General features: G+C 38.6%; 15 protein-coding genes and 1 pseudogene. 9 read left to right on the top strand and 7 right to left on the bottom strand.

Features of this window, described 5'->3' with window-relative positions:
- Window positions 1-437 precede the first annotated feature (437 nt).
- Complete coding sequence (locus tag HYG93_RS09820; RefSeq protein WP_106985741.1) at window positions 438-1937, bottom strand: sodium:proton antiporter; 1500 nt, start codon at window positions 1935-1937, stop codon at window positions 438-440.
- Between the two features lie 230 nt (window positions 1938-2167).
- Between HYG93_RS09820 and HYG93_RS09815 the strand changes: the two genes are divergently transcribed.
- Window positions 2168-2722 carry a hypothetical protein gene (locus HYG93_RS09815; protein WP_106985742.1) on the top strand — a complete coding sequence of 185 codons (555 nt, stop codon included), beginning with the start codon at window positions 2168-2170 and terminating at the stop codon, window positions 2720-2722.
- Between the two features lie 80 nt (window positions 2723-2802).
- Here the strand turns inward: HYG93_RS09815 and HYG93_RS09810 are convergent, their stop codons facing one another.
- On the bottom strand, window positions 2803-3708 hold the full coding sequence (locus HYG93_RS09810) for a neutral zinc metallopeptidase (protein WP_120366242.1): 906 nt from the start codon (window positions 3706-3708) through the stop codon (window positions 2803-2805).
- A 38-nt stretch (window positions 3709-3746) separates the two neighbouring features.
- Window positions 3747-4685, bottom strand: coding sequence for a DUF808 domain-containing protein (locus HYG93_RS09805; protein WP_106985744.1), 939 nt, complete (start codon window positions 4683-4685; stop codon window positions 3747-3749).
- A gap of 188 nt (window positions 4686-4873) precedes the next feature.
- Here HYG93_RS09805 and trpS point away from each other — a divergent pair, with 188 nt between their 5' ends.
- Entirely contained in the window at window positions 4874-5887 is a 1014-nt protein-coding gene (gene trpS, locus HYG93_RS09800; protein ID WP_106985745.1) for a tryptophan--tRNA ligase, read from the top strand.
- Window positions 5888-6247: 360 nt separating this feature from the next.
- On the opposite strand, the pseudogene HYG93_RS09795 reads toward trpS, so the two are convergent.
- Together HYG93_RS09795 and lysS are read right to left on the bottom strand one after the other, a co-directional pair.
- Window positions 6248-7582, bottom strand: a pseudogene (locus tag HYG93_RS09795) (capsule assembly Wzi family protein).
- A gap of 299 nt (window positions 7583-7881) precedes the next feature.
- Window positions 7882-9411, bottom strand: coding sequence for a lysine--tRNA ligase (gene lysS, locus HYG93_RS09790; RefSeq protein ID WP_106985746.1), 1530 nt, complete (start codon window positions 9409-9411; stop codon window positions 7882-7884).
- Between the two features lie 493 nt (window positions 9412-9904).
- Here lysS and HYG93_RS09785 point away from each other — a divergent pair, with 493 nt between their 5' ends.
- Window positions 9905-10411, top strand: a complete 507-nt coding sequence (locus tag HYG93_RS09785; protein ID WP_106985747.1) for a YqiA/YcfP family alpha/beta fold hydrolase — start codon at window positions 9905-9907, stop codon at window positions 10409-10411.
- 155 nt (window positions 10412-10566) lie between these two features.
- On the opposite strand, the gene HYG93_RS09780 is transcribed toward HYG93_RS09785, so the two are convergent.
- Entirely contained in the window at window positions 10567-11109 is a 543-nt protein-coding gene (locus HYG93_RS09780; RefSeq protein WP_106985748.1) for an adenine phosphoribosyltransferase, read from the bottom strand.
- A 542-nt stretch (window positions 11110-11651) separates the two neighbouring features.
- Between HYG93_RS09780 and rubA the strand changes: the two genes are divergently transcribed.
- The 5 genes from rubA to HYG93_RS09755 all read left to right on the top strand — a co-directional run bounded on the left by rubA (window position 11652) and on the right by HYG93_RS09755 (window position 16728).
- Entirely contained in the window at window positions 11652-11816 is a 165-nt protein-coding gene (rubA, locus tag HYG93_RS09775) for a rubredoxin RubA (protein ID WP_068974687.1), read from the top strand.
- Between the two features lie 76 nt (window positions 11817-11892).
- The gene (locus tag HYG93_RS09770) at window positions 11893-13074 is read left to right on the top strand and encodes an FAD-dependent oxidoreductase (RefSeq protein WP_178962444.1); all 1182 of its coding nucleotides are present in this window, start codon (window positions 11893-11895) and stop codon (window positions 13072-13074) included.
- 58 nt (window positions 13075-13132) lie between these two features.
- Complete coding sequence (gene estB, locus HYG93_RS09765) at window positions 13133-14071, top strand: esterase EstB (protein ID WP_106985750.1); 939 nt, start codon at window positions 13133-13135, stop codon at window positions 14069-14071.
- 13 nt (window positions 14072-14084) lie between these two features.
- A complete protein-coding gene (oxyR, locus tag HYG93_RS09760; protein WP_106985751.1) occupies window positions 14085-14990 on the top strand; it encodes a LysR family transcriptional regulator OxyR in 906 nt (301 codons plus the stop codon).
- Window positions 14991-16086: 1096 nt separating this feature from the next.
- On the top strand, window positions 16087-16728 hold the full coding sequence (locus tag HYG93_RS09755; protein WP_117008022.1) for a response regulator transcription factor: 642 nt from the start codon (window positions 16087-16089) through the stop codon (window positions 16726-16728).
- A gap of 135 nt (window positions 16729-16863) precedes the next feature.
- On the opposite strand, the gene ppk1 is transcribed toward HYG93_RS09755, so the two are convergent.
- Window positions 16864-18945: a polyphosphate kinase 1 gene (gene ppk1 / locus HYG93_RS09750; protein WP_120365061.1), complete on the bottom strand. Its 2082-nt coding sequence runs from the start codon at window positions 18943-18945 to the stop codon at window positions 16864-16866.
- Between the two features lie 210 nt (window positions 18946-19155).
- Between ppk1 and HYG93_RS09745 the strand changes: the two genes are divergently transcribed.
- Window positions 19156-20103 (top strand): IS30 family transposase, encoded by a 948-nt coding sequence (locus HYG93_RS09745; RefSeq protein ID WP_162368824.1) that lies wholly within the window; start codon window positions 19156-19158, stop codon window positions 20101-20103.
- Window position 20104: the final 1 nt, after the last annotated feature.

Below are 20104 nucleotides of genomic sequence, written 5' to 3'. Positions count from 1 at the left end.
TCAATATGTGTTATGTATGTTTCTGTTTTAGATTAGTTTTGCAATGTGTTGTTTTTTTTAACTTTTTCATTAAAATACAACCCATTAGAAACTCTATTTTTAATAATGTGTTTTATATCACATTTTGCTTTTTTTTTGCACAATTGCTTGAAAAATATTGTTTAATTGCCATGTCTACACTCCTAAAACTGTAATATAACCATTAAATAACAACAACTTATTTTTTTGTGACATGAGTCACATTTTTTGTAACCGAATTTCCAGCTTTTTACTTAAAAATAGAAAGCCATATACCAAGTTTCCGTCAAATGGTTATAAATTAATACTTTACATAAATAATAAAAAAGCCAAATAAAGTTATACTTTATTTGGCTTTCGCAATTCTTATACAGGTTAAATGTATAAGATAAATATCAGAATAAAATTTGTACTAATCCTTAGAAGTTATCTGGGTTTTCTAAGCGTTTTACTTCTTGTACACGCTCAGGGTTATGTACCGCAGCTACACCATCCTCAGCCTTTTCATCAATCAATGCTTCTGGCTTATACACGGTAATCGTTTCATTACCTAATGCATCCTCACCCACCACATATTGAAAACCTTTACGGTTCATTTTATGGCACATCCGTTGATACCAACCTTTAAAGCCTTGGGTTTCTTCATTGGGATTATGATAAAAAGCATTCATGACCGCAGGCAGGCCTAAACCGCAGACCAAACCAGATAACAGCACCACAATAAAGGTATAGCCAATTAAAATACTGCTATATTCACTTAACTGAGGCACGTTCGCGACCGCCAAAATTAAGGCAAGCGAAATCCCACCACGCACCCCACCCCAAGACAGTATGGCCAAACTACCGTTGTAACTCTTTTTGCGAAAACTTGGGAAAAAGGCAAAGGAAAGATAATTGGCAGCAAAGCGTGAAGCATGCAAAATTAAGAAGGCAACAATCCCGCCCAAAATTAAGCTAATACTGAGATCTAAAATAAAAAGCTCTAAACCGATAAGCGTAAATAAAAAGGAGTTAATAATCCCTTCAACTGTATGCCAAAAATGATTCACTTCACGGATTTCACGTGCTTCTAAAATCTCTTTCCAGCGGTTACCCACAATTAAGCCACCAATCACACATGCAATAGGTGCAGAAGCATGGGCAAACAATGCAACCAAGTAAGACCCACATGCTAACAATGCTGTAGTCAGAATCAGTGACTCCATCTCATGCTTACCACGTAAAATACGCAATATGGCCTGACCAAAAGCCCAACCAATAATAATAGCTACCACAATTTCATAGAGTAAGGTTTTTAAAATGCCATACAATGTGACGTGCGCACCCTGCAGTACATTTAACAAGGTCATAAATAAGGCAATACACATTGCATCGTTAAATAGTGACTCACCTTCCAACTTAACAATTAAATGATGGGGAGCACGTACAGAACTTAATACGCCTTTAATCCCGATTGGATCCGTCGCCCCCAAAGCAGCACCAAGCAATAACAGCACCAGTAAATCAACATGCTGTCCAATTAAAAATTGGTAACCATACAGCGCCATCCCAAAGAACGTGGCACACAAAACCAGCGCAATACTGGCCAAAATACTAATAGGTTTCCAATGGCTACGTAAATCTGAGACCTTAAATTTCAACGCGGAAGACGTCAAAATAAAACAGATCACACCATTAATTAAAAAGTCATAAAAATCAATATGTCGAACTGCTTCCTCAATATTATGAATATTGATGACCACAAATTGATTACCATTCAGCAGGCTTGCGCCCCACTGTAAAATAAAGACAAAAATTGCTGAAACAATAGGCACACCAATGGCTTGTGGAAAGCCCAAGATCCGCTTATTAAAAATTGTAGTTGCAATTGAGAGTGCAAAAATTACAGTAAATACCTGTAAGAAAAAAAAGTTTCCCATTCCTCATCCAATTCTTTGAGCCTGAGTGCTAATGAGCAAATTCAAATTATATATTTAAATAAAAAATACCTAACAGCAACTCATTTAGATTGTAAATATTGTACTCAAATCGCGACTATTTTCGTGTAGCAATTCAGTTTATTTCACTATTTCATACAGAATGTTTTACCATAAAGTAACTGCCATAGGTTTAGTGTCTTATGGTTTAAACTGCTTGTTGTGATGATCTTATGCACCTTACTGTAAAAACTGTTTTCCGCATGTGTTTCGCGGCTGTTATTTTTTTCATCACCATCTCTTTGGTCTGGACGTGTATCTCAAAATTAAATGAAATACGTTTAGCTGATCAAACATTTCAAAATGCTCAAACGATTCATTTGGTTTCCACAAAGAAAGAGCAATTGGTGTTAATTTCTAACAATCAAAAACCAGACCCAGCTATATATATTGCGATTGCGCAAAATGGTTATATTGCCAAAATTAGTTGCGAGCACTATGCAAATATTTGTACAGATCAATACAACCAGCAACAAACCCGACAGATTCATCAAGTCGATTTACTAAAAGTAGGCTACAACTTCTATATTCATCAAGTTAAATATACGGATAGTCGCACACAACACTCTCAGGAATTCAAATACGATCAAGCCCAAATACAACAAGCATATCAACAAGACATAAATAATTTAAAATTTACAGTGTTTGGGATTGGATTATTTTCGTGCGCAGCCCTATTTGTTAGCTTCCGAATTTTAGTTAATTTCAAGAAATTCTTAAATAAATAAACATGTCTTTAAAATCAAAATCTAGATCAGCATCAAAAAAAGAAAAGAGGAAAGTCTTTTTTTGATGCAATAAAACTTGTTTAAATTGCTTGATTAAACGTATCGCAACTATCAATTCGACCTGACTTTAAACCAATGTCAAACCATTTCATCCGCTGTTGACTAGTACCATGGGTAAAACTGTCTGGTACCACTTGGCCCGTTGCGCTTTTTTGCAAATAATCATCACCAATTTTATGTGCAGCATCCATCGCTTCTTCGACATCACCTGATTCTAAAAATTGCGTACGCGCATTGTTGTGATTTGCCCAAATTCCTGCGAAACAATCTGCTTGTAATTCTTGACGAACGGACAACTGATTACCTTGTACTTTCGTTGCTTTGGCACGTGCTTGCTGCACCTGCTGAGAAACACCTAAAAGTGTTTGTATATGATGACCAACTTCATGAGCAACCACGTATGCTTGTGCAAAATCTCCAGCCTGATCATCACGACTCAGTTCAGTGTTATTTTGCTCACCCGAAATACCCATTTGCGTGCGCATATCTTTAAAGAATGCTGTATCTATATAAACTTTTTGATCTGCTGGACAATAAAATGGCCCCATTGCAGCTTGTGCAGTACCACAGCCTGAGTTCACTACACCATTAAACATCACCAATTTAGGTGGCGTATATTGTGCATTCAACTGCTGTTTAAATATTTCATTCCATGTATCTTCAGTATCTGCAAGCACAGTACCTACAAATTGCATGGACTCTTGCTGATCAGGTGTAGGATTATCCAAACCTTTAGTTTCCGCAGACGACGCCTGCTGTGTGACTTGTTTAGTCGCTTGATAAGCCTGCTGAGGATCAACACCAAAAAACTTCCACGCAACAAAAGCCACGACTAAACCGAGGATACTAATCCCACCCGCTTTCGCACCACCGCCACCACGACGGTCTTCTACATTTGCACTGACTCGGCGACCTTTCCAACGCATCTCAATCTCCCTATTCAGCTATTTTGGTTATGTTAAGCCTATTCTTTCATTTGGGTCGAGGTGCTTTTATGTCGAACTTTCCCAATCAGATGAACAACCAACAAGACCAAGAGGCCAGCCACAATACCTGTCACCAAGTTAATTGCCGTGGGTGTTATTGCACCAATAATACTCGACATAGTTGGGAGCTCCTGCGCAAATTGTACTGCATCCTCTGTAAAATGATGCATCCAAGGCACAGCATGATTAATAATACCACCACCCACTAAAAACATCGCGATGGTTCCCACAATCGTAAGCGTCTTCATTAACTTTGGCGCAAATGCCAGTAAGCCTCGACCAATTGTATTTTTAAATGCTGAAGGTTTCTGAGTCAGATAAAGCCCTAAATCATCAATTTTTACAATCATTGCCACAAAACCATAAACACCCACAGTCATAATGACTGCAATCACACTGAGCACACTTAGCTTGGTCAAAAATGTTGCGGTCGCAACAGTACCCAAGGAAATCACCACAATTTCAGCTGACAGAATAAAGTCGGTACGAATCGCTCCTTTTATTTTGTCTTTTTCAAATGTAGCCAAATCAATTTCAGTATTTTCCAGTTCCTGCTGTGCATCTTCTGCAGTTTTTGCTTTTTTATGAAATAAACTATGAATAACCTTCTCTACACCTTCATAGCATAAAAATAAACCACCGATCATCAGCAAAGGATTGATCAGCCACGGTGCAATCACACTGATTAAAAGCGCCAAGGGCACCAAGATTAATTTATTAACAAATGAACCTTTTGCAACACCCCAGACCACAGGTAATTCACGCTCTGAACGCACACCACTGACTTGCTGGGCATTTAAGGCGAGGTCATCCCCTAATACGCCAGCCGTTTTTTTGGCTGCCATTTTACTCATGACCGCAACATCATCTAAAACCGTGGCAATATCATCTAGCAATAACAACAAACTACTGGCCATTTTTATTCTTCCTCATTTTTTGCATGAGTTTAATCGCTTTCAACGCAAAATAATGTATCTGCATGATGATTTTTTAGATATTTTTTTGCAGTTTTCTAATGTGACTGACATATTGAAAAATTATCCCGTACAATGTTGCCATTCGTTAAAAATGTATCGCAGCACTGGCTGCAAAGATGGAATAGATAATGAGTAATCAAGATAATCGTCCAGTGATTTTGACTGGCGACCGCCCAACAGGACAACTTCACCTCGGTCACTTTGTAGGTTCTTTACGTTCACGTGTAGGCTTACAAGATTCACATCACCAACACCTGTTATTGGCTGATGCTCAAGCGCTGACTGATAATGCCGATAATTTCGAAAAAGTACGTCGCAATATTATTGAAGTTGCAACCGATTATTTGGCAGTCGGCATTGACCCTACTAAAACAACAATTTGTGTTCAATCATGCTTACCAGCATTAAATGAACTCACCATGCTTTACTTAAACTTTGTAACGGTTTCACGTTTAGAGCGTAACCCGACCATTAAATCTGAAATTCAAATGCGTGGATTTGAGCGTGATATTCCAGCAGGCTTCTTATGCTATCCAGTTGCTCAAGCTGCCGACATTACTGCGTTTAAAGCCAGCATTGTGCCTGTAGGTGAAGACCAAATTCCAATGATTGAACAAACCAATGAAATTGTTCGTCGTTTGAACCGTCAAATTGGTCATGACTTACTGCCAGAATGTAAAGCACTCTTATCAAATGTTGGTCGTTTACCTGGCTTCGATGGTAAGGCTAAAATGTCTAAATCTTTGGGCAACACTATTGTGCTTGATGCATCTGACAAAGACATTAAAAAAGCTGTTAATGCGATGTATACAGATCCAAATCACCTTCGTATTGAAGATCCAGGCCAAGTGGAAGGTAACGTTGTCTTTACTTATTTAGATGCCTTTGATCCAAACAAAGAAGAAGTTGAAGAACTAAAAGAACATTACCGTCGAGGCGGTTTAGGCGATGGTACAGTGAAGAAACGTCTTGAAGGTGTACTTAAAGAATTAATCACGCCTATCCGTGAGCGTCGTATCGAACTTGCAAAAGATCCAGATTACATCATGGATATTTTGAAGCATGGTACAGACAAATGTCGCGATATCACACAGCAAACGCTAGATGAAGTTAAAGCAGGTCTTGGTGTATTCCATTTCTAAGAATTTTCATCGCAAATTAAAAGCCTTTCTTTGATGAAGGGCTTTTTTTATACAAATTCTTTGACATCAGTCACACAAAGTGCGCATTCTTAACGCTTCGTAACATCGCGTAACTCGAATACTCATGAATGATCCACACTTTCGTTTTATGATCTACCCATGTTTTAGGAAACCCTAAGTCATACATTTCTCCTTTACCGAGACTACGCGAGTAGTTTCGTTGTTATACGCAATGACAACCCCAATCATTGCGTATTTTTTTGTCCAAAAATCATGTATTCAACCAAATATTTCACATTAAGCCATATTAAAAAACCCACAATTAAGTGGGCTTTCTTCAATTCATAACTGAATCAGATATTAATTTAATGGAAACTCTATCCCCAAAGACACCCCAGCATCTGTACCACGACGATCAGAATCACTGAGCCAACCATTCAATTTGACAGGAATATCAGTACGTAGCTGATGCGTCCAAGTTAAATCAAGTGCATTAACTTCATCCTTTTCTGGGAAAGCTAAATTATTTTTTGCACCTCGTTCACTGCCAGTAAGTTTGGCAAATAACACACGTCCATTCACACGATTGGCTGAATTAATCGTCACACTACCACCAGTAGATACCATTTGACCATCACCACCCATGGCATGACCCAATGGGAAACCATGTTGGTAGTAGCCATCCTTATAATTATGATGATTATATGAAATACCTCGAGCATCACCATTAGTACGCGTATCAGCCCACTCTGCATAAAGCTGATAAGGCATATCCTTCATTGATGAAGAATAATCAGCACCTGCAAGATACATTTTTTTCGCTGGCAGTAAGCCAGACTCATCTTCACCAACATATTGACTATACAGACTCATCGGCACATTCATCAGCTTCTGTAAATTTAAACGACCATCAAAACCAGCAATCTGATTAGATGCATTTTTATCATTTACACAATTACCATCAGTACAGTCATTATCTTTACCAATAATTGCATTCCAGTACGCATTAAATGACTTAGGCTGACCTTTACCCCCAATCTGAAGCGTTCTAGATGCACCAAACTCTAGATAAGGCAATGGTTGTGCTGTTAAACGCATACCAATTAAATTAGTATCTGGAATAGCGCGATAATCATCTAAACGTCCAGCAAAAACTTGATATTGCCAAGGCCCAACCCATGACAACCACTTGCTGTCAAAAGCACTTTGTGTGGCACGCTGCGCAGTAAAACCATAAACAGGCCGACTTGCATCACCACGGATCAAACTACCGTCATGCCCTGGCCCCCAGTAAGTTAGGATCTGACCTGCAATCAACCATTGATTCCAAAGTTTGCCTGCAAGATATGAACCTTCAACATTGACGGTTTGTTTCAGCATTTACACGTAAACGTGCATCCCAATTTTGACTACCTGCGTTCAATTCTACAGCCGCTTGAAACTGAGCTTTTTGATGATCATCAAAGTTTTGTGGGATATTTTTTTGATCTGACTCAGCAAACACTTCCGCTTTTAATAATGTATTGTTTGCAGTCAATTGACTTTTGATCGATTGAATCACTTTTTGCTGTGCAACAGTACTCACTTTGGCAGACGCTAAAGCACGCTGCACCTCATCTCCACTTAAGGGCCAAGTCGATGTACTGATTCATCATTTAAAACCAAGCCTTGCGCCCAAACAGGTGCTACACACATACTCAACAGCCAAAATGACAAACAGCGCTTATTTACAATTTTCAAACCTTCTCTCTTAAATTCTAATACTTAATTCAACCTTAATTCTTAAATTATTCTCGTGAAAAATAATCATTTCTTAAAGAATATTTACAATAAAATAACCAACAGATATATTTAAAAACATGATTAAACTATTCTTTTTATGATTTTTTCAATTTTGTTTAATCACCAATAAAAAACAACACAATTTTTTTTAAAACTGCTTGCATAAAAAACCCGCTATAAAGCGGGTTTTTTTAACACTCAGTTTTTATCACTTAAGCATTTTTATGACGCATGTGTGGGAACAAAATCACATCACGAATACTTGGTGCATTCGCAAACAGCATGACTAAACGGTCAATACCAATACCTTGGCCAGCTGTAGGAGGCAAACCATATTCTAATGCTTCAACGAAATCTGCATCGTAATGCATCGCTTCATCATCACCTGCATCTTTTTCAGCAACTTGTGCTTGGAAGCGTTCTGCTTGGTCAATTGGGTCATTTAACTCTGAGAAACCATTTGCAAGTTCACGACCACCAATGAAGAATTCAAAACGGTCTGTGATATGCGGGTTGTCATCGTTACGACGAGCCAATGGAGAAGTTTCCGCAGGATATTCAGTAATGAAAGTCGGTTGACGTAATTGAGTTTCAACAGTTTCTTCAAATACAATCGTTTGAAGTTTGCCTAAACCAAAACCAGGTTTTACTTGTTCTTTAAGTTCTTCACGAACAAAGTTTGCAAGGAATTGACGGTCAGCGACATTTTCAGCAGTAAAGCTTGGGTTGTGTTCAAGAATCGCATCAAACATCGAGATTTTTTTGTATGGACCTTTGAAGCTATACACTTCTTCGCCATAAGGAACATCTGTAGAACCTAAAATGTCGATTGCCAGTTTCTCAAGCATTTTTTCAGTGAGTTCCATCAAGTCTTTATAATCTGCATAAGCTTGATAGAATTCAATCATAGTGAATTCAGGGTTATGACGTGTAGAAACACCTTCGTTACGGAAGTTACGGTTAATTTCGAATACACGTTCAAAACCACCAACAACCAAACGCTTTAAATAAAGCTCAGGTGCAATACGTAAGAATAGCGGCATATCCAATGCATTATGATGTGTTTCAAATGGACGTGCAGATGCACCACCTGGAATCACATGCATCATTGGAGTTTCAACTTCCATGAAGCGTTCATTGGTTAAATATGCACGAATACCTGACACTACTTTTGCACGAATTTCAAAAGTTTTACGTGTTTCTTCGTTTACGATTAAGTCTAAGTAGCGCTTACGATACTTTACTTCCGTGTCAGTTAGACCATGGAACTTATCAGGAAGTGGGCGTAATGATTTTGTTAATAATTCGAAATGTTCGATATGTACATAAAGATCACCTTTACCAGAGCGACCCACATAACCTTTAATTGCGATGATATCGCCAAGATCTAAACCTTTGATTGTTTCCAATACTTCAGGTGCAAGCTCTTTACGTGCAACATATAACTGGATACGACCTGTCATATCTTGAATCACAATGAATGAACCACGGTTCAACATTACACGACCCGCTACAGATACATACACCTTTTCACCCGCTTCGATATCTTCTTTCGATACGTCTGCAAATTGGTCTTGTAAGTCTTGTGCGTAGTGCTCACGTTTAAACGTATTTGGCCAAGGGCTTGTACCCTTTTCCTTTGCCTGTTCTTCAATTTGCTTTAACTTGGCATGACGCTGTGCAATTAAATCGTTTTCGGAAATGTGTTGTTCAGAAGTCGATTGAGCGTTATTTTGCGTCATCTCTGCCTCGAATATGATCAAATAAATAAGAAGTTGCATAGCATAGCAGAAATAGAGAAAAATTCGAAGAATCTCTGTGAATTTCAATGTGCTTTCACTCTGCTCCGCACTTTTAAGCTACTATGGCCATTTTTTTAGTCCTGAGCCAACTTTTACAACTATCGGTAATTGCACAGTCCAAAGGCTGACTTACCCTCTTCACCTACGCATTAAAACAACGCTCTAATGCAACCATAAACCTTTTATCAATTCTTCATCATACATCTCACTAGCTCAGCAAGTTGTTGGCGTACATCACTATTTCACTCAGTGTTAAGCCAACCTAAAATATTGATAAAGATGATCTACTTATGACTTATCCCTTAGTAGATTAGACCAATAGCTAAATTATCTTTTTGTGATTAAGCCCTACAATAAGTCAATCGTATTGATTGAAAATTACATTATTTTCAATTGCCAGACATTTTAAAAAAATTCAGTGCGAACAAAAAAAATGACTTCTTGTGTATCTAAAATTCTGTTTTTGCATGGACTTGATTCCTCAAAAGAATCTACAAAATTCCATGCAATTGATGCCGAACAAAAGTACTGCATCAATATCGACTACCGAAACCTAAATTTTCGGACAGTGGCTGACTTTTATCACGATATTATTCAAAAAATTCAACCTGAGATTATTGTGGGACATAGTTTAGGGGGCTATTGGGCTTTAAAAATGTCACATGCTCATCACATTCCCTGTGTTATCGCCAATCCAAGTCTCAAGCCAAATTTCCGTGATGACTACCATGCGATTAGCGATTACGATTTAGACCATGATATTCCACAACTCGCTTATTTGGAGCTGGGCGATGAAATTCTAGATATGTACGAAGTCAAACACCAATTAGAAGATTTTATGCAAGTTGAAACATATACAGGTGGGCACCATCGCCTAGCACATCCTGAATGTATTAATGCACTCATTCAACAAATTGAAACGACACAGCGCCAAAAATAATCTTGTTGGCTCAGGCGATATAAAAATGCCTTTTCATACTATGCAAAAAAAGCATAGCGCAACACAATTGGGCATATACATCAAAACTCTGTGCTGGGCAAAAAAAAGCCTTGCATCAGCAAGGCTTTGATTGACTGATTCAAATCAATCCTTCATTAAGCAGCATCTGCTTCAGGCTTAGATTTATCATCTAATACTGTCCAGATCTTCATACCCAAATCTTGGTGTAAATCAGGAAGATCTAAGAAAATGCTCGCACCTAAAATTTCGTGATTACATTTTTCAGCCAACTGTTTAACCGCTTTTAAAGTGCCACCAGTAGCCAAAACATCATCCACAATAATCACTTTTTGCGCTTGAATTTCAGCAGACATTTCTAAACGGTCCATACCATATTCTAAGCTATAACCCACACCAACAACTGGCGGTGGTAACTTGCCAGCTTTACGTACTAAGATAAGGCCCTTGCCAGTACGCTGTGCCAACAAGCTTGCTAAAACAAAACCACGTGCTTCTACTGCAATAAAGCTATCTACTGCTGCCAATTGTTCTGCAGGAATACTCGCGATGAGCGCATCCGTCAACGGACCCACTTGTGTTAAGAACAACGGTGTTAAATCGAAGAAGCAAATACCAGGTTTTGGAAAATCTTGGACCGAACGAATGTGTGACCACAATGCAGTAGACGAGTTGCTCATAGGAGAAATTTAAAAAATAAATAAGGAATGCGTGAATTTTAACGCTTATTCAACAAAATGAATAGTCAATATACAATTTCAACTCAAGTCAAAAACACCCAAAAACAAACTAACTTATTGTTTTATAATAAAACATTTATTTAAAAAATATTCAGTATATATTCTTCTAATTATAATTTAACGAACAATCAGCTTTTTTCATACACGGCTTTAGTCTAAAAAGCCAAAGTTTTAATCCAGTACATCCTATATAAGATGGTGATCGATAAAAGTGCGATCAATCGCATGATTTATACGACTTGCTAAGTTAGAAAAACACAAAACTTGAAACGATGACTGATGGGTTTAATGACAATTTCTGTCCTCGGCTGACATTCTGCTTTTAATTTCACTGTTTAAACTCTTATGCACTTTACTTTATGCTCGGAACTGCGTAAAAATTTAACCGAAGTTTATGCTGTTTAAAGTCAAATTATTAGAGTCTTGCAGTAGATTGAGTATTTCTGACTGTTTATACATACGGTCGGTTTTTGGAGAATCAAATGAAAAAGTATCAATGCATCGTTTGTGGATGGATTTATGACGAAGCAGAAGGTTGGCCTCAAGACGGTATCGTCGCAGGTACAAAATGGGAAGATATTCCAGACGATTGGACTTGCCCTGACTGTGGCGTGTCAAAAGCCGATTTTGAAATGGTTGAGATCTGATACATCTTTAAAAAGACCATAAGCTTATGGTCTTTTTTTACGTCTTTAATAAAATAAAATCTCTTTGGAGTCGAGTATGCACCCAATTGTCATTATTGGTTCAGGTATGGCTGGTTATGCTACTGCACGTGAATTTCGCAAGCTAAATACAGAACAAGAACTGGTTATGATTTGTGCTGACGATGCAGCCAATTATGCAAAACCGACCCTATCCAATGCATTTGCACTCAAAAAAGCACCCGAACAAATTGCACTTGGCGATGCTGAAAAAATGGCAACACAGCTCAATATGCGCATTGTGAATCATACTTGGGTTAAAAACATTGATACGGCAGTTCAGGAAATTCAACTTGAAAATACTCAAGGTGAAGCTTCAACTCAAGCCTATTCTCAGCTCGTGCTTGCCGTGGGGGCACATGCCATTCGCTTAGCCATTGCTGGTGATGGTAGCGATGACATTCATACCGTAAACAGCTTAAGCGAGTACAAATCATTCCGTGCCTGCTTAGATCAACGTCAAGACAAACGTGTAGTGATTCTAGGCGCAGGTTTAATTGGCTGTGAATTTGCCAACGATTTACAAAATACAGGCCATGACGTTACGGTTGTAGACTTAGCACCACTGCCTTTAGGTCGTTTGTTGCCGACACACGTTGCGGAATCTTTTAAAGACAAGCTGTCATCTACAGGGATTCAATTTGTCTTAGGCACTACAGTTGAAAAAGTTGCCAAAAATGCCGATGGATCATATAGCGTCGCTTTGGCAAATGGTCAAAGCTTTACAGCGGATGCGGTCTTGTCTGCAATTGGCTTACAACCGAATCTTGCATTGACTGCAGAAGCGAACATTCAGACCAGCCGTGGCATTGTGACCAATGGCCACTTAGAAACCAATCAAGCCAACATTTATGCTTTAGGCGACTGCGCAGAAGTTAATGGCTTGCTGTTGCCTTATGTCATGCCAATCATGCAACAAGCTCGTGCATTAGCAAAAACCTTAAATGGTGAAACAACAGCTGTGCACTATCCTGCTATGCCAGTTGCTGTAAAAACGCCAGCTGCGCCATTAACTGTTTTACCTGCACCTTTAAATGTAGAAGTTCAGTGGGAAACCGAAGAATTTGAAGATGGCATGCTATCTAAAGCACTGGATAATGAAGGCACACTGCGTGGTTTTGTATTGCTGGGCGCAACGGCTGCCAAGCAACGACTTAGTCTGACCAAGTTAGTTCCTGACTTGATTCCTGCTTCAGTTTAAGGTTTAAATACATGAACGCTTCACGCATTGAAGCGTTCAGTTTTTCAGGAAAATAAAAATGAATAGTGCCCTGCAATACCAACCTTCGCCTTACACACCATTTATGCATGAAACAAAAGTGGATTTAGGTAATGGCATTGAATTACATGTCGAAGTTGGAGGCAATCCTGAACACCCCACTCTATTATTGATTATGGGTTTGGGCGCACAAATGTTGTATTGGCCCGATTTTTTCTGCAAATCTTTGATTGATCAAGGTTATCGCATTATCCGTTACGATAATCGCGATATCGGCTTATCCTCAAAAATTCGAAACAAAGGCCCACGCTTAAATACACTCAAACTGATGGGGCGATTCGCACTGGGTTTAGACAATCAAGGCTCACCCTATAATTTATATGATATGGCCAATGATGCAGCTCTACTCATTGAACGTTTAGGCTTAGACAAAGTTCATGTGATTGGTGCATCTATGGGGGGCATGATTGCACAAATATTAGCAGCACAGCACCCTGATAAAGTACAAAAACTGGGCTTGATGTTTACCAGTAACAACCAGCCTTTATTACCCCCACCCTTTCCAAAGCAACTTTTTAGCTTAATTGGTAAGCCTGAATCTTCAGATGAAGAAGGCATTGTGAATCATAGTCTGAAAGTTTTTAAAATTATTGGCTCCCCTGGATATGTCAATCATTTAGAAGCAATTCAGACCGCTCGTAAGTTATATCAACGAAGTTATTATCCAGCGGGTGTACTTCAACAGTTTTTAGCAATATTATGTACAGGCTCCTTGCTTAAACTAGATCAACAAATCGATCACAAGACGCTGGTGGTTCATGGCTCTAAAGATCGCTTGTTACCCCCTAGCCATGGTAAGGCAGTTGCTAAAGCAATTTCTGGCGCAAAATTTGAATTAATTGATGGAATGGGGCATGATATCCCACCGCATTTTATTCCATATCTTAGCGGGTTATTTGCTGATCACTTTAAATCATAAACATTAGGACACTATGGCTGCATTACCATCTCTAAGACAGCTGTCATATCTTGTAACGCTGTCAGAAACGCTGCATTTTACAGAAGCTGCGCGCCGTTCGTTCGTCACTCAGTCTACCCTTTCTGGGGGTATCATGGAACTAGAGCGCCTTCTTGGTGGTGTTCTGGTAGAACGTGACCGCCAAAATGTACGTTTAACACCACTTGGTGAACAAGTTGTTGGTCGAGCTCGTGTTTTATTGGCCGATGCACAAGACTTAATGCGATTAAGCCGTGAAATGAGCGAACCGCTCACTGGTGATCTGCACCTTGGGGTTATTCCAACCATTGCACCTTTCATTCTTGCTCAATTGCTAGATGAAGTGCATAAACAATTGCCTAAAATTCAATTGCATTTGCATGAAGCGCAAAGTGAAAAAATTGTTGAACGTTTAGAGCATGGCAACCTCGATATGGTTGTTCTTGCCCTGCCTTTCGATACACGTAGCTTAAAAGTTGCAGAAATTGCGAAAGAAAATCTATATTTGGTTTACCACAAAGCCGACCAAAATGCTGCGCATGCAAGCTCTTTAGATAATTTAGACCTTTCTCGCTTAATGCTTTTAGAAGAAGGCCATTGCTTACGTGATCATGCACTCAGCGCATGCCCAATTGGTGAACGTAAAAATGACCATCGCTTAAAAGCAAGTTCATTACCAACTTTGGTTGAAATGGTCTCTGCTAATCTTGGTTTCACCTTGTTGCCAGAAATTGCACTGCATACCAATATGATTAAAGCGAACCCAGATTTGGTTGTAAAACCAATTGAAGCTGGTCCTAGCCGTACGTTGGCATTGGTTACACGTAAAAGTACACCGCTACAAAGTGAATTTGACGTTTTACTTCAAATTTTGCAAAAAATTACGCAGAACTTACACTAAGTTGAAACTTAGCTAAGTATTCGCGCATCGCCTGAGTTTTATTATCCGTCCTATATGGGAAAGTGTAATAAGCTCAGGTTTTTTATTGCCCTGTCCCCACCCATGCAAAGCAGACGATCACCACCTTAGGCGCTACTGAGCTCCTTTGCTAACTATTGCAAGAATAAGCTAGATACAGTTTTTTTTAGTTTTGTCTTGGTATTCAGTCGCGACTCGCTCAATAGCATCGCAGGGAATTAACATCGTGAGAAGTATGAAACCAAATTAGTTATATACGGACATATACTTCAATTCAGTTATGTTAAAGCAAATATTTCATTGATAATCGCAAGATAAAGACTTCATTTTCTTCTGCAAAACACTTAGCTGAGAATGGTTAAAACTCCCCCTAAAGCAACGCTATTTTATTTTTTAATATTAAAAAAAAGAAAAGGGCAATCCAAAATGGTTGCCCTAAATAAGGTAATACATAAATGAAATATCATCTACTTCCTTTAGAAATCTTCTCACTAGCCAGATCAGTTTGAAGATGTGTTTATATTAAGATTAGCGTTTGTAATTGCCTATCCCTATTTTTGGGTATTTTTGCAAAGAAATATTATTTTTTATAACAAATAATCGTCTAATATCATAAAGTTGATTAATTTACGTGACATTAATCATACTTTCTGAGTTTTTAAAAATTTGCCAAATGATAAATTTTAGTGAACCATTAAGTCCACCCGATCAGCCCCACGCTGCTCAAAAAAACTTAGAAAAAACTCATTTATATACCGCTCACACATTTAATGTATATATTCTTTTTATTTTAACCCAATGTAGTAAATTTTATTATTTTACAATGAAAAATAACATAAAAATAACCGCAATAGATATTTGCAACATAAACAAAAACATTTACACCCAAAATCAACATAGCGTTAAAAAATAAAAATATCAATTAATCTACAAATACTTAATTATAACTCCCCCTTAAAATCACCATTTCTAGGTATATGCGACTGCATTTTTTTAAGGCACAGTAACTCAATATAAAAACATTGAAATACTGATTTTAATTTACGGTTATTTTTATTTAAAGATTTAGAGCTATATAATGATTTCAATTCTAAGTTTACCGGTACCCGTGTTGATTATTCATCAACATCCAAATATGCCGCACACACACATACATACAATACTTGTGAACTTGGGCTATCCCGAAGATCTTATTTTGCATAGCACAGATTTAAGCATTGCAACGCAACTGATTGAACAGCATCTTCCAAATTTAATTTTATGCTCTGTTGAAAATTTTGAAGATTTAGTCTTTTTACAAACTACACGCAAAATCCATCCCGAAGCTCATTTGATCAGCTTACATTCATCCATTCAGGGTGAAGAAATCTTACAGGCACTCAAATTTGGGGCAAATGCTTATTTACTCAATACCAGTGAATCTGAACAACTTGCTGAGCATATTCGTATTATTTTACGTGGGGGTGCTATTTTACATCCTGAGTTGGCAAGTTATCTGCTTAATACACACTTAACCCCACCTACTCAAATCGCGCAGACACATGCAACTGCGCTTGCTACTTCAGCTATCGCGTATTCGCCAATTGAAATTCAAATTTTGCAGCAGTTTGCACACACACAAACGCTGGAACAAACCGCATCACTACTTCAACTTTCTCCTGCTCAAGTCAGTAGTCTGATTAAACAAATCCTGCGGAAGGTTAGTTTGTATTATCACTAAAAGGCAATAGCCATACCGTAGACATCGTCTGTCCTGTTGCCTTTTTATATAAGACGAAAAACGATGGCATAAAAAAGCCTGATGCAAAGCATCAGGCTAATCTATTCAAACCACTCAACAATGATTTAATCACGTTTATTTAATCGCATTTAAAAGCTCGCGCTGTGCATTATGCAACGTTTCCGTTTCATTGGCTTGTACACGTACCCACTCACCATTACCTTGCAATAACCATGCTTGTTGATTGTCCTTTAAATAGTTCACCAAACCTTGCTGATAGATACGTTTTTTTAAGGCTGCATCTTCAATTGGGAAACAAGCTTCTACACGATTAAATAAGTTACGGTCCATCCAATCTGCGCTCGATGCATAAATGCGTGCATCGCCATTATTGCTAAAATAATACACACGCGTATGTTCTAAGAAACGCCCCACAATTGAACGTACACGAATGTTTTCAGACAAGCCTGGTAAGCCTGGGCGTAAGCAACAGATCGAACGAATAATTAAATCAATTTGCACTCCAGCTTGAGATGCCTCATATAATTTATTAATTAACTGTACTTCGGTCAGCGCATTCACTTTCACAATAATTTGTGCAGCTTTACCAGCTTTTGCATTGGCAATTTCATCATCAATAAAATTGACCAATTGTGCGTGCAATGTAAATGGTGCATGTAAAAGCTTTTTCAGCTTCGCCATCTTGCCCATGCCCGTCAATTCTTGGAAGATACGATGCACATCTTCACACAATTCTTTGTCGGTGGTGAGTAAGCCATAGTCGGTATAAATACGCGCATTCCCCGCATGGTAGTTGCCCGTACCCAAATGGACATAGCGCACTAATTTATTATTTTCACGGCGTACCACTAAAATCATTTTGGCATGGGTTTTATAGCCCACTATGCCATATACGACTACCGCGCCTGCTTCTTGCAAAACATTTGCCACAGCAATATTTGACTCTTCATCAAAGCGTGCTCGTAACTCAATCACTGCGGTGACTTCTTTACCATTACGTGCTGCTTCTGCCAGTACTTGTACAATTTCAGAATCTGCACCGCTACGGTATAAAGTTTGTTTGATTGCAAGCACTTGTGGATCGCGTGCTGCCTCACGTAGTAGGTTAATTACAGGTGCAAAAGATTCAAACGGATGATGAAGCAAAATATCTTGCTTTTGCATCGCACTGAAAATATTTTCAGACTTTTTCAGCACCTTTGGAATTACTGGTGTATGTGACTCATAACGCAAATGTGGGCGCTTAAAATTTGAAAGTAAGCGTGCGAGGTTGACTGGACCATCGACCTTGTAAAGTTGTTCATCTTCTAAATCGAATTCTTCTAGTAAATATTGGTAAATGTGTTCTGGGCAGTTTTCAGTTACTTCCAAACGCACAGCACGACCAAAGCGACGCGAAGAAAGTTCACCTTTTAAAGCTTTCGCCAAATCTTCTACATCTTCATTTAATGCTAAGTCGGCATTACGTGTTACACGGAATTGATAACAACCTGTTGCCGTCATGCCTGGGAATAAATCCGAAACATGCTCATGAATAATTGCTGAAAGCATCACATGATGTTCTTTCCCACCAGTAAGCTCATCAGGTAAACGGACTACGCGTGGCAATGAACGTGGCGCAGGTACAACTGCCAAATCAATTTGACGACCAAAAGCATCTTTGCCTTCCAAGGTCACAATAAAGTTTAAGCTTTTGTTGACTAAGCGTGGAAATGGATGCGCTGGGTCAAGGCTAATGGGTGTAAGTACAGGTGCAACTTGCTCTTGGAAATATTTTTTTACCCACGCAGATTGTGCAGGTGTTAATTCTCCACGACGCAAGAAGCAAATGTCTTCTTCACGTAGTTTAGGCAAAATTTCTTCGTTTAAAATACGATATTGACGCTCAATGGCTGCATGCGCTGTTTTTGAAATTTGATCTAGAACTTGCTTTGGTGTGAGACCATCAGGTGTATGGCTCTCTAAACCTAAAGCAATTTGCTCCATCATACCCGCGACACGAATTTCAAAAAATTCATCGAGATTACGTGAGAAGATCAATAGAAAGTTCATGCGCTCCAATAAAGGATGCAATGGATCAACAGCTTGCTCCAATACACGCAAATGAAAATCTAAAATGGATAGCTCACGGTTAATGTAGCGATCGTTATAAGTATATTCAGGTTTTACAAGTGCTGTATCCGCTGCCGTATTCATATCTGCCCTACTAAAATGCTTAATTCACTGGCTATATTTAGTATGCTTCAAATTTGTGACAATTTCATAAAAAAAGCCGATTTTACTCGGCTTTTTTTATATTTTTAAACCCTTAGATTCTCAAATGAAGTGCAACAGAGATTAATGTATTGGAAGAAAGCAAGATGAGTTAGCATTATGCTTCCGACCGACCAAAGTCAAAGTTGCATCATGAACTATACTCATCTTACTCAAGAAGAAAGATATCAGATTTATACCTTGTTACGTGAAGGTTTTTCCAAACGTTATATCGCTTTGCGTTTAAATCGCTCTCCCTCAACTATTTCTAGGGAAATTCTGCGTAATAAAGCGAGAAATGGCTATTTCGCTCAACATGCCCATAAATTGGCTCGACGACGGCATTGTTCAAACCCTAAAACAATTCCTAATGAGCTTTGGATGCGTGTCATCTCTTATCTTGATATTCAATGGAGTCCCGAGCAAATCGCTTCTCATGTTTCAGTTAGTCTGCATTCCATCTACCGCTTCATACAACAGGATAAAAGCAAGGGTGGGACACTCTTTCACAACCTGCGTTTCAGAAATCAAAGAAAGAGAAAATATGGCTCTCCTGAAACCCGTGGTCAGCTGATCAATCGTAAAAGCATTCATTATCGACCTATAGAGATAGAGCTTCGGACTCGCTTTGGTGATCTGGAAATAGATACGATTGTAGGCAAGAACCATCAGCAATCATTGGTCTCGATTGTAGACAGGAAGACGGGTTATCTTTGGCTGAAAAAGTGTAGTTCACGCAAGGCAGAGGAAGTTTGCCAAGCCACAATCAGCTTATTGAATCCAGTTAAAGATCAGCTAAAAACAATGACAGCAGATAATGGCAAGGAGTTCAGCTTGCATGAGCATACTGCTAGAGAATTAGGGATAGAGTGGTATTTCGCTGATCCTTACAGTGCTTGGCAACGTGGTACAAATGAAAATACCAATGGTTTAATCAGGCAATATATTAGAAAAGGCAGTGATTTAAATGACTATACGGATGAATATATTTCAGAAATCACTCAACGCTTGAATCATCGGCCAAGAAAAAGACTCGGCTTTAAAAGTCCGAGTCAGGTATTATGGCAACAACATGGTGTTGCACTTCAAATGCTAATCTAAG

The sequence above is a fragment of the Acinetobacter sp. SwsAc6 genome, assembly GCF_013391565.1.
Lineage (GTDB): Bacteria > Pseudomonadota > Gammaproteobacteria > Pseudomonadales > Moraxellaceae > Acinetobacter > Acinetobacter cumulans.
Note: the sequence above shows the minus strand (reverse complement) of the source record. Positions and strands in the feature narration are given on the sequence as shown.

Coding starts and splice junctions, on each gene's coding strand:
- HYG93_RS09820 (WP_106985741.1), bottom strand. CDS start 1,937: ATGGGAAACTTTTTTTTCTTACAGGTATTTACTGTAATTTTTGCACTC.
- HYG93_RS09815 (WP_106985742.1), top strand. CDS start 2,168: ATGCACCTTACTGTAAAAACTGTTTTCCGCATGTGTTTCGCGGCTGTT.
- HYG93_RS09810 (WP_120366242.1), bottom strand. CDS start 3,708: ATGCGTTGGAAAGGTCGCCGAGTCAGTGCAAATGTAGAAGACCGTCGT.
- HYG93_RS09805 (WP_106985744.1), bottom strand. CDS start 4,685: ATGGCCAGTAGTTTGTTGTTATTGCTAGATGATATTGCCACGGTTTTA.
- trpS (WP_106985745.1), top strand. CDS start 4,874: ATGAGTAATCAAGATAATCGTCCAGTGATTTTGACTGGCGACCGCCCA.
- lysS (WP_106985746.1), bottom strand. CDS start 9,411: ATGACGCAAAATAACGCTCAATCGACTTCTGAACAACACATTTCCGAA.
- HYG93_RS09785 (WP_106985747.1), top strand. CDS start 9,905: ATGACTTCTTGTGTATCTAAAATTCTGTTTTTGCATGGACTTGATTCC.
- HYG93_RS09780 (WP_106985748.1), bottom strand. CDS start 11,109: ATGAGCAACTCGTCTACTGCATTGTGGTCACACATTCGTTCGGTCCAA.
- rubA (WP_068974687.1), top strand. CDS start 11,652: ATGAAAAAGTATCAATGCATCGTTTGTGGATGGATTTATGACGAAGCA.
- HYG93_RS09770 (WP_178962444.1), top strand. CDS start 11,893: ATGCACCCAATTGTCATTATTGGTTCAGGTATGGCTGGTTATGCTACT.
- estB (WP_106985750.1), top strand. CDS start 13,133: ATGAATAGTGCCCTGCAATACCAACCTTCGCCTTACACACCATTTATG.
- oxyR (WP_106985751.1), top strand. CDS start 14,085: ATGGCTGCATTACCATCTCTAAGACAGCTGTCATATCTTGTAACGCTG.
- HYG93_RS09755 (WP_117008022.1), top strand. CDS start 16,087: ATGATTTCAATTCTAAGTTTACCGGTACCCGTGTTGATTATTCATCAA.
- ppk1 (WP_120365061.1), bottom strand. CDS start 18,945: ATGAATACGGCAGCGGATACAGCACTTGTAAAACCTGAATATACTTAT.
- HYG93_RS09745 (WP_162368824.1), top strand. CDS start 19,156: ATGAACTATACTCATCTTACTCAAGAAGAAAGATATCAGATTTATACC.